Here is a 13846-nt window from a genome sequence, read left to right as displayed (position 1 = left end):
CATCCGGCAAATGGTGCTATAGGCCCGCGCATGACGAGCTTGCGCGAGATGTTCGATGTTGTGGTGATCGGCGGCGGCCACGCCGGCACCGAGGCGGCGGCGGCGGCGGCGCGGATGGGGGCGGCGACCCTGCTGCTGACCCACCGGCGGGACCGGATTGGCGAGATGTCGTGCAACCCGGCGATCGGCGGGATCGGCAAGGGGCATCTGGTCCGCGAGATCGACGCGCTGGACGGCATCATGGGCCGCGCCGCCGATGCCGCCTGCATTCATTTCAAGATGCTCAACCGCAGCAAGGGGCCGGCCGTGTGGGGGCCGCGCGCGCAGGCCGACCGGGGGCTGTATCGCGCGGCGGTGCAGGCGCTGCTCGCCGCGCAGGATGGGCTGAGCATCCTCGAAGGCGAGGCGGCGGATCTGGAGCTTGCGGCGGATGGCGCGCTGGCGGCGGTGATCACCGGTGAGGGCGTGCGCATCGCCTGCCGGGCGGCGGTGCTGACCACCGGCACCTTCCTGCGCGGGGTGCTGCATTTCGGCGAGCGCATGGAGGAAGGCGGCCGGGTTGGCGATGCGGCGTCGAACGCGCTGTCGGCGCGGCTGCGCGGGCTGGGTCTGGCGTTGGGCCGGCTCAAGACCGGCACGCCGGCGCGGCTGGACCGGCGCTCGATCGACTGGGAGGCGCTGCCCGAAGATCGCGGCGAGGCGGAGCCGGCGCCGTTCAGCCTGCTGACCGCGCGGATCGGCAATCCGCAGATCTCCTGCCGGATCAGCGAGACGACGCCGGAGACCCATGCGATCATCAACGCCAATCTGCACCGCTCGGCGGTGTATGGCGGGCGGATCGACGGTGCGGGGCCGCGGTATTGCCCGTCGATCGAGGACAAGGTGGTGCGGTTCGCCGAGCGGCCGCGGCACCAGGTGTTTCTGGAGCCGGAGGGGCTGGAGGACGAGACTGTTTACCCCAACGGCATATCGACCAGCCTGCCGGAAGCGGTGCAGGAGGCGTTCATCCGCACCATGCCGGGCCTGTCCCGCGCGGTGCTGCTGCGGCCGGGCTATGCGGTGGAATATGATTATGTCGATCCGCGCGAGTTGAGCCACGCGCTGGCGCTGAAGAAGGTGCCGGGGCTGTTTCTCGCCGGGCAGATCAACGGCACGACGGGGTATGAGGAAGCGGGCGCGCAGGGGCTGCTGGCTGGGGTGAACGCCGCGCGGGTTGCGGCGGGGCGGCCGGTGGTCACGGTGCGGCGGCACGAGGGTTATATCGGCGTGCTGGTGGATGATCTGGTGACGCGGGGGTCAGCGAGCCCTACCGGATGTTTACCTCGCGGGCGGAGCATCGGCTGAGCCTGCGGGCGGACAATGCCGATCTGCGGCTGACGCCGCGCGGGTGCGAATGGGGCTGCGTCGGTGCGGCGCGGCGCGCGGCGTTCGCGGCCCTTGAGGCCGAGCTTGCGGCGGTGCGCGGCGGCGGCGTGGGCGGGGCGCGGGCGGCGGCGATCGTCGCGGCGGACCGACTTTATGAGGGATATCTGGCGCGGCAGGAGAGCGAGATTCGCGCGCGGGCGAAGGATGACGCGGTGCTGATCCCGCCGGATTTCGACTATGGCGCCGTTGGCGGGCTGTCCGCCGAGATCCTCGCCCGGCTGGAACGGGTGCGCCCGGAAACCCTGGGTGTGGCCGGCCGGCTGGAGGGCATGACCCCGGCGGCGCTGGGGGCGCTGTTCGCCGCCCTGCGCCGGCCGCGCCCGGTCGCGGCATGAGCGCCGCGGGCGGCGGCGGCGTGGGCAATGTTTCACGTGAAACATTGGTCCGGATTGAGACCTATGTTTCACGTGAAACATTGGCGCGGCTTGAGGCCTATGCCGCGCTGATCCTGCGCTGGACGGCGCGGATCAATCTCGTCTCGCGCAAGGATGCGGGGCCCGCGGAAATCTGGAACCGGCACATTCTCGATTCGCTCCAGCTGTTGCCGATGCTCCCGCAGGGGGCGTTCCGCGCGGCGGATCTCGGCTCCGGCGGCGGGTTGCCGGGGCTGGTGCTGGCGATCGCCCGGCCGGAGATCGGCTTCACGCTGATCGAATCCGACCGGCGCAAGGCGGCGTTCCTGCAAACGGCGATCGCCGAACTCAAGCTCGCCGCCACGGTGCTGCCGGTGCGAATCGAGCAGGCGCGGCTCGATCCGGTTGAACTGGTGACCGCCCGCGCCCTCGCGCCGCTGCCCGAGTTGCTTCTCTATGCCGCGCCGTTACTCGCGCCTGGCGGGAAATGCGTGTTTCTCAAGGGGCGTTCGGCGATGTCCGAATTGACCGCGACGGCCGAGAACTGGCACATGAAAGCCGAACATGTCCCGAGCCTGACCGAGCCCGGGGCCACGATTTTCCGCATCAGCGAGTTACGCCGTGCAACCTAAGATAATCGCAATTGCGAACCAGAAAGGCGGCGTCGGCAAGACCACGACCGCCATCAACCTCGCGACGGCGCTGGCCGCGACCGGCGAGCGCGTGCTGCTGATCGACCTCGATCCGCAGGGCAATGCCAGCACCGGGTTCGGCATCGCCGCCGGCGATCGCGGCATCGGCAGTTATGCATTGATGACCGGCGAGGCCCCGGCCGCGACCCTGGTGCTGCCGACCGAGGTGCCGGGTCTGCTGATCATCCCCGCGACGGAGGATCTGATTGGCGCCGATATCGAGTTTTCCGGCGCCGAGGGGCGCGAGCGGCTGGTGCAGCGGGCGCTGGCCGAGCCGGGGCTGGCCGGGCAGTTCGGTTATGTGTTCATCGATTGTCCGCCCGGCCTTGGCCTGCTGACGCTGAACGCGCTGGTGGCCGCCTCCTCGGTGCTGATCCCGCTGCAATGCGAGTTCTTCGCGCTGGAGGGGATCAGCCAGCTGATGCGGACAATCGATCTGGTGCGTCATTCGCTCAATCCGGGCCTGGCGCTTGAAGGGGTGGTGCTGACCATGCTGGACCGACGGAACAATCTCGCCCAGGCCGTGTCGGACGACGTGCGGGCCTATTTCGGCGCGCGGGTGTTCGACACCGCGATTCCGCGCAACATCCGCATCACCGAATCGCCAAGCCATGGCAAGCCGGTGCTGCTCTACGATTTCCGCTCGTTGGGCGCGCAGGCCTATGTGTCGCTCGCGGCCGAATTCCTGCAGCGGCAGGCCGTGGCGGAGGCAAGTCTGTGAGCGGGCGGGACATGCCGCGCCGGCTGGGCAAGGGGCTGGCGGAGCTGCTCGGGCCCGGCACGGTGGCGGCGGCCGGACAGGCCATTACCGGCGAGGGGGTGCGGCATCTGCCGGTCGCCTCGCTGCATCCGGGGCCGTTCCAGCCCCGCCGGGCGATGGACGAAGCGGCGCTCGAAGAGCTGGCGCAATCGCTCAGAACGCAGGGCGTGTTGCAGCCGCTGCTGGTGCGGGCGATGCCGGGGAAGCCCGGGCAGTATGAGATCATCGGCGGCGAGCGGCGCTGGCGGGCGGCGCAGCGCGCCGGCCTGCACGAGGTGCCGGTGCTGGTTCGTGTCCTGACCGACAGCGAGGCGATGGCGGCGGGGCTGGTGGAGAACCTTCAGCGGCAGGATCTCGATCCGCTCGAAGAGGCCGAGGGGTATCGCCGCCTCGTCGAGGAATTCGGGCTGATCCAGGAGGATCTGGCGCGGGCGGTTGCGAAATCGCGCCCGCATGTCACCAACATGATGCGGCTGCTGAACCTGCCGGTGCCGGTGCAGACGGCGCTGCGCAAGGGCGAGCTGAGCGCCGGCCATGCGCGCGCCCTGCTCCAGCACCCCGACCCCGAGGCGGCGGCGCGGGTGATCGCGGCGAAGCGGCTTTCGGTGCGGCAGACCGAGGCGCTGGTTCAGTCCGCGCTGGCGCCGAAGCCCGAGCGCGCGCCGCGCGACCTCAAGGATGACAGCGTGACGCGCAACCTCGAAGCCGAGCTGGCCGGCGCGCTCGGCCTGCGGGTCAAGGTGACGTATGACGGGACGAGCGGCTCGGTCTCGCTGTTCTACCGGGATCTCGACCAGCTCGATGGCATTCTGCGGCTGCTGCGCGGCGGGGGCGATTAGAGTATCAATACCATGGAGCACGCCCCGACCCGGGTGGGCCGGAACGTGCGACAGCTTCGCCGGTTCAGCCCATGGCGAGGAAGCCGTCCATCCCGCTGATCGGGCGGGCGGCGGCGAGCTTGCCGATGTCAGGCACCGGGCGGGTGAGTTCGGGCCCGGTGGCCGCGCCGATGGCCTCGATCGCTTTCGCGACCTCGATCACCGCGCGGTCGGCATGGCGGCGGCCGATGATCTGCACGCCGAACGGCATGCCGTGCTCATCCGTCCCGAGCGGCAGGCAGAGCGACGGATGGCCGGCGAGGGTGACGGCATAGGCCAGCGCCAGCCAGTGATAGTAGGATTTCGTTCCTGCACCATCGATTTCGGCAGGAAAAAGTTCCGTCCACGGCCGGGGCTGGATGGTGACGGCGGGCGCGATCAGCACATCATGCGTCGTGAAGAAATGCTGCCAGGCCCAGTAGAGCGCGGTTTGCGCGTGCAGGGCGCGGGCGACATCGGCGGCGGTGTAGCCCAGCCCTTCCTCGACATTGGCGCGGACATTGGGGCCGAGGCGCTCGGGTGCGGTGCGGTAGGTGGCGCCGAAGGAGGCGAGGAAGTTCACCGCGCGGAGGATGGCGAAGGTTTCGTCCGCATGGCGGCAGTCGGGCGTTGCATCCTCGGCGGTGGCGAAGAGCGGGGCGAGGCGCGCGGTGCGGTCGGCAAACAGGGCGCGGGTCTGCCGCGAGGTCGGCGCGAAGCCGAAATCGGCGGTGAAGGCGGCGCGCAGCGTGCCGAGATCGGCGGCGGCGCGGCTCGTCGCCTCGTCCGGCGAGAGCGGTGCTGATAGCATGTCCCGCGGATCGTAGCTGGCGGTGGCGTCGAACATCAGGCCGAGATCGGCCGCCGAGCGCGCCATCGGGCCGAGCACGCCGAGGCCGGAGGGGCCGAGCAGGCGCTTTTCCGAGGGGAACAGGCCGGGCGAGGGGCGCATGCCGACAATGCCGCAGAAGGCGGCCGGGTTGCGCAGGCTGCCCCCCATGTCCGAACCGGTGGCGAGCGGGACCATGCCGGTCGCCAGGGCGACGGCCGAGCCGCCGGAGGAACCGGCGGCGGATTTCGTGGGCTCGAACGGGTTGCCGGTGGCGCCGTAGACGAGGTTACGGGTGTTGCCGCCGGCGCCGAATTCCGGCGTGTTGGTCTTGCCGAGGACGATGCCGCCGGCGGCGCGGATCGTGGCGATGAAGCCCTGATCGGCCTTGGGAATATTGTCCTTGAACATCAGGCTGCCATAGGTCGTCCGCAGGCCCTCGGTATCTTCGAGATCCTTGACCCCGAGCGGCAGGCCGTGCAGGGGCGGCAGGCGGTTGCCCGCCATCACCGCGGCCTCGGCGGCGCGGGCGGCGGCGCGGGCGCGGGTGAAATCGCGCGCGACCATGGCGTTCACCGCGTGATCGACACGCTCGATGCGGGCGATGCAGCTCTCGGTGAGCTCGACGGGGGAAAGTTTCCGGCCGCCGATCAGGCGGCGCGCTTCGGTGGCGGGCAGGTCGCAGGGGTCGGTCATTGCGGGCGGACATCCTCGTTCTCGGGTTCGGCCGCGATAACGCGCCAGCCGGCGGAAACGGTCAAGCCGCCCCGCAGGCTTGCCGGGGCGGCGCTGGCCTGCTCTTCTGGGCACACCGGGACGGACAGACAAGGGAGCGGAACAATGGACATCTGGCGCAGCGGAGAGCGGGACTCTACTCCGGGGCCCCAGGCCTATTTCACCGGATCGGTGCGGATCGACCCGGTCAACACGGCGCCGGAGCCGGCGCGAGTGTCGGCGGCACATGTGACGTTCGAGCCGGGGGCGCGGACGGCCTGGCATACGCATCCGCTGGGGCAGACGCTGATCGTCACCGCCGGGCGCGGCTGGGTGCAGCGCGAGGGCGGGCCGGTCGAGGACATACGCCCGGGCGACGTGGTGTGGTTCGCGCCCGGCGAGCGGCACTGGCACGGGGCGACGCCGACGACCGGGATGAGCCATTACGCGATCCAGGAGCGGCATGAAGGATCGCCGGTCACCTGGCTCGAACAGGTGACGGACGCCGAATATCGCCGTTGACCGCGGCGGGGTCATCTGCGCGGTTGCGGGCCAGTGGAATTGAGGAATATATTTAAAAGGACAAATTGCCCGCCGCGGACGGCTTTCGCGGCGCGGGCGGGACGCGGCAAGGGAGGAACGGAGCGAAAATGCAGGTGATGATCATCGGGGCCGGGGGCATGCTCGGCCGCAAGCTGGCGGCGCGGATCTCGGCGGACGGGGCGCTGGAGGGCAAGCCGGTCGGCGCGCTGAGCCTGGTCGACGTGTTCGCGCCGGAGGCGCCGGCGGGGTTTGCGGGCACGGCGTCCTGCCAGGCGGCGGATCTCTCGGCGCCGGGCGTCGCCGCCGCACTGGTCGCGTCGCGGCCGGAGGTGATCGTGCATCTCGCCGCCATCGTCTCGGGCGAGGCGGAGGCGGATTTCGACAAGGGATATCGCATCAATCTCGACGGCACCCGCTTCCTGTTCGAGGCGATCCGGGCCGAGGCGGCGAAGGCGCCCTATCGGCCGCGCGTGGTGTTCACCTCGTCGATCGCGGTGTTCGGCGCGCCCTTCCCGGAGGTGATCGACGACGAGTTCTTCTGCGCGCCGCTGACCAGCTATGGCGCGCAGAAGGCGATCGGCGAGCTGCTGCTCAACGACTACACGAGGCGCGGCTTCATGGACGGCGTCGCGATCCGGCTGCCGACCATCTGCATCCGCCCGGGCAAGCCGAACGCGGCGGCTTCGGGCTTCTTCTCCAACATCCTGCGCGAGCCGCTGGTGGGGCAGGAGGCGGTGCTGCCGGTGGAGGAGAGCGTGCGGCACTGGCATGCGAGCCCGCGCGCGGCGGTGGGGTTCCTGGTCCGCGCGGCGTCGATGGATCTCGCCCCGCTCGGCAACCGGCGGACGCTGAACCTGCCTGGCCTGTCGGCCACCGTGGGCGAGCAGATCGAGGCGCTGCGGCGGGTGGCCGGCGAGCGGGCGGTGAAGCTGATCCGCCGCGAGCCCGATGCGACCATCGCGCGGATCGTCTCCGGCTGGCCGGAGAATTTCACCGCGACACGGGCGAAGACGCTCGGCTTCGCGGCGGAGACGACATTCGACGAGATCATCCGCGTGCATATCGAGGATGAGCTTGGCGGCCGGCTGCCGGGCTGACGGCGCGCAACGGGACGGGAGCGGGATGATGAGCAGGATCGCGATGGTGACGGGTGCCGGCAGCGGCGTGGGGCGGGCGGCAACGCTCGCGCTGCTTGCCGATGGCTGGACGGTGGCGCTGGTCGGGCGGCGGCGCGAGGCGCTGGAGGAGACGATTGCGGAAGCGGGCGCGGACGTGGGCGCGAAGGCCGAGGCGTTCCCGGCGGATATCGCCGATCCCGCATCGGTGGAGGCGTTGTTCGCGGCGGTGGCGGCGGGGTTCGGGCGGCTCGACCTGCTGTTCAACAATGCCGGCAACAACGTGCCGACCACCAATTTCGGCGACATGACCTGGGAGCAGTGGCGGCACGTCATCTCGGTCAATCTCGACGGCGCGTTTCTCTGCGCCAATGCCGCGTTCCGGATGATGCGCGACCAGTCGCCGCGCGGCGGGCGGATCATCAATAACGGCTCGATCTCGGCGCATGTGCCGCGGCCGGGCTCGGCCGCCTATACCGCGAGCAAGCACGCGATCACCGGGCTGACGCGCACCATCGCGCTGGACGGGCGGGCGCATGACATCGCCTGCGGGCAGATCGATATCGGCAACGCGGCCACCCCGATGACGCGGCGGATGACGACCGGCGTGCCGCAGGCGGACGGCTCGATGAAGGCGGAGCCGACGATGGATGTGGAGTCGGTGGGGCGCACGCTGGTCTACATGGCCGGGCTGCCGGCGGACGCCAACGCGCTGTTTGTCACCGTGATGGCGACCAACATGCCTTTCGTCGGCCGCGGCTGATCTCAGTGTCCCCCGCACCCGGCCCGGCGCGAGGCGGGTCGGGTGCGGTTGGTTCGGGAAACCGTCAGTTCAGGCGGTCTCAGTTCAGGCGGTCAAGGATCGAGACATAGTTGGCGACGCCGGCGCCGCCCATGTTGTAGATGCCGGCGAGGTCGGCGCGGGGGAGCTGCATGTCGCCCGCCGTGCCGGTGAGCTGCATCGCCGCCATCACATGCATCGACACGCCGGTGGCGCCGACCGGGTGGCCCTTGGATTTCAGCCCGCCGGAGCGGTTGACCGGCAGGCGGCCATCCGGCGCGGTGATCCCCTCCAGCACGGCGCGCGCGCCCTGGCCGCGCGGGGCGAGGCCCATCGCCTCGTATTCGATCAGTTCGGCGATGGTGAAGCAGTCATGCGTCTCGATGAAGGACAGGTCGTCGAGCGTGAGGCCGGCTTCGGCGAAGGCCCGCGCCCAGGCGCGTTCGCCGGCCTCGAACCGGGTCGGGTCGCGGCGGGAGAGCGGTAGGAAATCATTCACATGGGCGGCGGCGCGGAAGCGCACCGCCTGGGGAAGGGCGCGGGCGGTGTCTTCGTCCGTGAGAATGATCGCCGCGGCGCCGTCGCTGACCAGCGAGCAGTCGGTGCGCTTCAGCGGACCGGCGACGATAGGATTTTTTTCCGACTCACGGCGGCAGAACTCGAAGCCGAGATCGCGCCGCATCTGCGCGTAGGGATTGTCGACGCCGTTGCGGTGGTTTTTCGCGGCGATCGCGGCGAGGGCGTCTGACTGGTCGCCGAAACGCTGGAAATAGCTCTCGGCGATGCGGCCGAACACGCCGGCGAACCCGGCCTGGATGTCGCCCTCCTCGCGGCGGTAGCAGGCGCCGAGGAGGTTTTCGCCGACCTGTTCCTTGGGGCAGGCGGTCATTTTTTCGCCGCCGAGCACGAGCGCGATGCGGCCGCGGCCGGCGGCGATGAAATCGCGCGCCGCATGGATGGCGGCGGAGCCGGAGGCGCAGGCGTTTTCATAGCGCGTCGCCGGCTTGAAGCGGAGTTCGGGGATAGCCTGCATCGGCAGCGAGGAGGGGAAATCCTGCTTCGTGAAGCCGTTGTTGAAATTGCCGACGAACACGGCGTCGATCTCGTTCGGGTCGATCCCGGCATGGGCGATGGCGCCGGTGGCGGCCTCGGCCAGAAGATCCTCGAGATCGGGGCTGTCGGACTTGCCGAAGCGCGTGTGCGCCCAGCCGGCGATGGCGGTGGTGGTCATGGCGGTCTCCTCGCATGCCGCGCTCGCGCGCGGCAGTTTTCCGATTATGGGCCGCGCCCGCGCGCGGCGTTTGAGCGAGTATGGGACGCGCCGGCGGGCGAGGGCAAGATGGCGGATCAGAGCTCCGCCACCTCGGCGACGCCGCGGATCATTTTCATCGCCTGGGCGAGGCGGGGCGAGACGTTGAAGCCGCCGGGCAGCGCGATGTCGAGCCGGGCGGCGGTGTCGATCCGCGGGGCGAGCAGCACGCGGCCCTTGCCGCGGCCCTCGCGCTCCAGCAGCGCGCGGATCGAGCCGAGCGCATCGCGCGTCTCGACGGTGATGCGCAGCCCCGCGCCGGCATTCGCCGCTGCCTTGTCGAGCGGTTCGACATCGACCGCGGTGACGCGCAGGCTTTCGCCATCGAGCCGAAGATCGGCGGTGACGAGCAGCATCGCGCCTTCGGCGAGCCGCTCGCGCGCGGTGGCGAGGAGTTCGGAGAACAGCGTGACCTCGAAGCCGCCGGCCTGGTCGGACAGCATGACCCAGGCCATGCGGCTGCCGGTGCGGGTGGTGCGCTCCTTGCGGCCAACCACGGCGCCGGCGAGCTTGACCCGGCCGATGCCGGCCTTCGCCCGCGCCTCGATCAGGTTCGATGGGGTGACGCCGAGGCGGCGGAGCACGGTGTCGTAGGCATCGAGCGGGTGGGCGGTGAGGTGATAGCCCACCGCCTCGGCCTCGAAGCTGAGGCGTTCGAAGGCGGGCCAGTCCGGCACGTCCGGCAGGGGCAGGGGTTCGGGGGCGGCGGCGTCGCCGAACAGGTTGATCTGGCCGGAGGCGCGGGCCTCGGCCTCGGCCTGGGCGCGGCGGACCAGCAGCTCGGCGCCGGCGGCGACGCGGGCGCGGTTGGGGTCGATCCGGTCGAAGGCGCCGGCGCGGGCGAGCTGCTCGATCTGCGCCTTGTTCAGCGCGCGGGGATCGACCCGGGCGGCGAAATCCGCGAGGTCGGCGAAGGGGCGGCCGGCACGGGCGCGCACCACGTCCTGCATCGCGCCGGCGCCGACGCGCTTGATCGCGGCGAGCGCGTAGCGGATGGCCAGCGTGCCGTCGGCCAGGCGTTCGACGGTGAAATCGGCCGCCGAGGCGTTGATGTCCGGCGGCAGGACGGGAATGCCGATCCGCACCGCGTCTTGCTTGAGGGCGGCGAGTTTCTCGTGGTTGGCCTGCGACAGGCTCATCGAGGCGGCGATGAAGGCGGCGGGGTGGTTCGCGCGCAGCCAGGCGGTCTGGTAGGAGACCAGCGCGTAGGCGGCGGCGTGGGATTTGTTGAAGCCGTAATCGGCGAATTTCGCCATCAGCTCGAACACCTCGACGGCTTTTTCTTCGGCGGTGCCGCGCGCGACCGCGCCCTCGACGAAGATTTTCCGCTGCGCCTCCATCTCGGCGCGGATCTTCTTGCCCATCGCGCGGCGCAGCAGGTCGGCCGCGCCGAGGCTGTAGCCGGCCATTTTCTGGGCGATCTGCATGACCTGCTCCTGGTAGACCATGATGCCGTAGGTCTCGGAGAGGATGTCGTGGATCGACGGGTCGGGGCTTTCCCAGGCTTCGCCGTGCTTGCGGGCGCAATAGGCGGGGATGTTGGCCATCGGGCCCGGGCGGTTGAGGGCGACGGCGGCGATCAGGTCCTCGAACCGGTCCGGGCGCATCTGGCGCAGCACGTCGCGGAAGCCCTGGGTTTCGAGCTGGAACACGCCGCCGGCCTCGGCGCGGGAGAGCATTTCGTAGGTTTTCGCATCGTCGAGCGGGATCTTCGCGATGTCGACCGGGGTGCCGAGACCGTCGAGGAAGTTCAATGCGCGGCTGATGATGGTCAGCGTGGTCAGGCCGAGGAAGTCGAACTTCACGAGGCCGGCCTGCTCGACATGCTTCATCGAATACTGGGTGATGAGCATGTCGGCGCGGGGGTCTTTATACAGCGGGACCAGCTCGTCGAGCGGGCGGTCGCCGATGACGACGCCGGCGGCATGGGTGGAGGCGTGGCGGTAGAGCCCCTCGACCTGGGTGGCGATCTCGATCAGGCGGTTCACCGCCTCGTCGGTTTCGCGCATCTCGCGCAGGCGGGGTTCGGATTCGACCGCCTCGGCCAGCGGGATCGGCTTGGCCGGGTTGTTGGGCACGATTTCGGCGACCTTGTTGACCTGGCCGTAGGGCAGGCCGAGCACGCGGCCGACGTCGCGCACCGCGGCGCGGGCCTGGAGCTTGCCGAAGGTGATGATCTGGGCGACGCGGTCGGCGCCGTATTCGCGGCGGACATAGGCGATCACCTCGTCGCGCCGTTCCTGGCAGAAATCGATGTCGAAATCCGGCATCGAGACGCGCTCGGGGTTGAGGAAGCGCTCGAACAGGAGGTTGAAGGGGATCGGGTCGATATCGGTGATCAGCAGCGCCCAGGCGGCGAGCGAGCCGGCGCCGGAGCCGCGGCCGGGGCCGACCGGGATGCCCTGGGATTTCGCCCACTGGATGAAGTCCGCCACGATCAGGAAATAGCCGGGGAAGCCCATCTGCTCGATGATGCCGAGTTCGAGGGCGAGGCGCTCGCGGTATTTCGCCGCCGTCGCCGCGTCGGCGCCCATCGCGGCGAGGCGGAGTGCCAGGCCTTCCTCGGCCATGGCGCGGAGGGTTTCCGCCTCGGTCGCGCCCGCGCGGACCTTGGGGCAGACCGGCAGCAGCGGCTTGCGGGTGGGGGCGGCGATGGCGCAGCGCCGGGCGATGGCGAGCGTGTTGTCGCAGGCATCCGGCAGGTCGGCGAAGAGACGGCGCATGGCCGCCGCTGGCTTGAACCAGTGATGCGGGGTGACGCGGCGGCGTTCGGCCTCGGAGAGCAGGCGGCCTTCGGCGATGCAGAGCAGGGCGTCATGCGCCTCGTGCATCGTCTCGCTGGCGAAGAAGCATTCATTGGTGGCGACGAGCGGCAGGCCGGCGGCATCGGCCAGCGCGATCAGGCCGGGCTCGACCGCGCGCTCGGCCGGCAGGTCGTGCCGCTCCAGCTCGACGGCGAGGCGGTCATCGAAGGTTTCGGCGAGGGCGGCGAGCAGCCGCTCCGCCTCGGGGCGCTGGCCATCGCCGAGCAGGCGGCCGACCGGGCCGAAGCGGCCGCCGGTGAGAAGGAACAGGCCCTCGTGATGGTCGCGCAGCGCATCGAGGCTGATTTGCGGTCGGAGGCCGGGTTCGGTGTCGAGAAAGCTGCGGGAGGAGAGTTTCGAGAGATTGGCGAAGCCGGCGGCATCCCTGGCGAGCAGCACCAGCGGGTCGGGCGGGAGGAGCTTCTGCCCGGCGCGGGCGAGGCCGATCTGGCAGCCGATGATGGCTGCACGCCCTTGCCCATGCAGGCCTGGGAGAACTCGATCGAGCCGAACAGGTTCGACGTGTCGGTGATGGCGACGGCGGGCATCGCGTTGTCGCGCGCGATGGTGGCGATCTTGTCCGGCTTGATCGCGCCTTCGGAGAGGGAATAGGCGGAGTGGACGCGGAGATGGACGAAATCGGCGTGTGGCATGCCCTGAGTGTAGCACGCCCGGGCGGGGCGGGTCAGCCTTGCAGGTCGCGGTCGCTGCAGACGCGGTTGCGGCCGAGTTCCTTGGCGCGGTAGAGTGCTGCGTCGGCCCGGCTGGTCCAGGCGGCGAGGGTTTCGCCCTGGATGTATTCGGCGACGCCGGCTGAGAGGGTGACCTGGGTGAGTTCCTGCCGCGAGGAACGCTTGACCAGCTTGCGGTCCGCCATCGACTGGCAGATCTGCCGCGCCACCGAGACGGCGGACGGCAGGTCGGCGCCGGCGAGCAGGACGGCGAATTCCTCGCCGCCATAGCGGGCCACGGTGTCGCGGCCCTTGACGCTATCCGACAGCAGGCGGGCGACGAGGCGGAGGATCAGGTCGCCGGTCTGGTGGCCGTGGACGTCGTTGAACCATTTGAAATTGTCGATGTCGAACAGGACGACGGAGGCGACCAGCGGCTCGTCCGCCCGGCGCTGGGCGATGAAGCGCTTGGCCTTGGCATCGAAGGCGCGGCGATTGGTGATGGCGGTGAGCGCATCGGTCGTCGCTTCGGCGCGGGCGGCGGTGAGGGACTGGCGGAGCCGGGCGATGCGCTGGACGGAGGTGGCGAGTTTTTCCTCGAGCGCGCGGTTGCGGGCGGCGGCGCGGGTGGTTTCCGCGGTGAGGGCGGCGACGGCGGCGACGAGGCTGGCGATGGTCGGCTCGTGATCGAGCCGGCTGGCCCAGCCTGCCAGAACGTCGCCATACTCCTTCAGCGCCTTCTGGTTGCCGGAGACGTGGTTGACCAGCGCCTCTGCCGCTTCCTGGATGCCTTTCGCCCCCTGATCGATGGTTTCGCGCGCGGCTTCGTCCGCGAGGAAGCGGGCGTGGATGGCATCGGCGGCGGCGGGCGTCAGATTGTCGAGATCGGGGTGGTGACGATCGAGAAAGGCGTTGAGTTCGAGATCGCTGCCGCGGCGATAGGCGAAGCAGATTTCGTAGGCATGCGGCGTCGGCACGATGTGGCGCCTTGCC

The 13846-nt window shown here is 70.2% G+C and carries 9 protein-coding genes and 2 pseudogenes; 7 read left to right on the top strand and 4 right to left on the bottom strand.

Annotated elements, in window-relative coordinates:
• The first annotated feature begins 30 nt into the window (after positions 1-30).
• From mnmG to ACIDOCELLA78_RS87615, 4 genes and pseudogenes are all read left to right on the top strand, one after another.
• Positions 31-1760, top strand: a pseudogene (mnmG, locus tag ACIDOCELLA78_RS87630) (tRNA uridine-5-carboxymethylaminomethyl(34) synthesis enzyme MnmG).
• Positions 1757-2410 carry a 16S rRNA (guanine(527)-N(7))-methyltransferase RsmG gene (gene rsmG, locus ACIDOCELLA78_RS87625; RefSeq protein WP_201728476.1) on the top strand — a complete coding sequence of 218 codons (654 nt, stop codon included), beginning with the start codon at positions 1757-1759 and terminating at the stop codon, positions 2408-2410. Before mnmG ends, rsmG begins: the two are co-directional and overlap by 4 nt.
• Positions 2400-3191: a ParA family protein gene (locus tag ACIDOCELLA78_RS87620; RefSeq protein ID WP_201728475.1), complete on the top strand. Its 792-nt coding sequence runs from the start codon at positions 2400-2402 to the stop codon at positions 3189-3191. The genes rsmG and ACIDOCELLA78_RS87620 overlap by 11 nt, the downstream gene beginning before the upstream one ends.
• Positions 3188-4069 (top strand): ParB/RepB/Spo0J family partition protein, encoded by an 882-nt coding sequence (locus ACIDOCELLA78_RS87615; protein ID WP_201728474.1) that lies wholly within the window; start codon positions 3188-3190, stop codon positions 4067-4069. Before ACIDOCELLA78_RS87620 ends, ACIDOCELLA78_RS87615 begins: the two co-directional genes overlap by 4 nt.
• A 64-nt stretch (positions 4070-4133) precedes the next feature.
• Here ACIDOCELLA78_RS87615 and ACIDOCELLA78_RS87610 read toward each other — a convergent pair whose 3' ends face one another.
• Positions 4134-5612 (bottom strand): amidase, encoded by a 1479-nt coding sequence (locus tag ACIDOCELLA78_RS87610; protein ID WP_201728473.1) that lies wholly within the window; start codon positions 5610-5612, stop codon positions 4134-4136.
• 144 nt (positions 5613-5756) lie between these two features.
• On the opposite strand from ACIDOCELLA78_RS87610, the gene ACIDOCELLA78_RS87605 reads away from it, so the two are divergent.
• From ACIDOCELLA78_RS87605 to ACIDOCELLA78_RS87595, 3 genes are all read left to right on the top strand, one after another.
• Complete coding sequence (locus ACIDOCELLA78_RS87605; protein ID WP_201728472.1) at positions 5757-6152, top strand: cupin domain-containing protein; 396 nt, start codon at positions 5757-5759, stop codon at positions 6150-6152.
• Positions 6153-6280: 128 nt separating this feature from the next.
• A complete protein-coding gene (gene denD, locus ACIDOCELLA78_RS87600; RefSeq protein ID WP_201728471.1) occupies positions 6281-7270 on the top strand; it encodes a D-erythronate dehydrogenase in 990 nt (329 codons plus the stop codon).
• A gap of 25 nt (positions 7271-7295) precedes the next feature.
• Entirely contained in the window at positions 7296-8051 is a 756-nt protein-coding gene (locus ACIDOCELLA78_RS87595; RefSeq protein ID WP_201728470.1) for an SDR family oxidoreductase, read from the top strand.
• Positions 8052-8130: 79 nt separating this feature from the next.
• Here the strand turns inward: ACIDOCELLA78_RS87595 and ACIDOCELLA78_RS87590 are convergent, their stop codons facing one another.
• The 3 genes and pseudogenes from ACIDOCELLA78_RS87590 to ACIDOCELLA78_RS87580 all read right to left on the bottom strand — a co-directional run.
• The gene (locus ACIDOCELLA78_RS87590) at positions 8131-9300 is read right to left on the bottom strand and encodes an acetyl-CoA acetyltransferase (protein ID WP_201728469.1); all 1170 of its coding nucleotides are present in this window, start codon (positions 9298-9300) and stop codon (positions 8131-8133) included.
• A gap of 116 nt (positions 9301-9416) precedes the next feature.
• Positions 9417-12835, bottom strand: a pseudogene (gene dnaE / locus ACIDOCELLA78_RS87585) (DNA polymerase III subunit alpha).
• Between the two features lie 32 nt (positions 12836-12867).
• Positions 12868-13846, bottom strand: a 979-nt coding sequence (locus tag ACIDOCELLA78_RS87580) for a GGDEF domain-containing protein (protein ID WP_201728468.1), incomplete at its 5' end; no start/stop codon positions are given.

This window comes from Acidocella sp. C78, assembly GCF_907164655.1.
The sequence above is the reverse complement of the archived record's forward strand: the minus strand, read 5'-3'. Positions and strand labels throughout refer to the sequence as shown.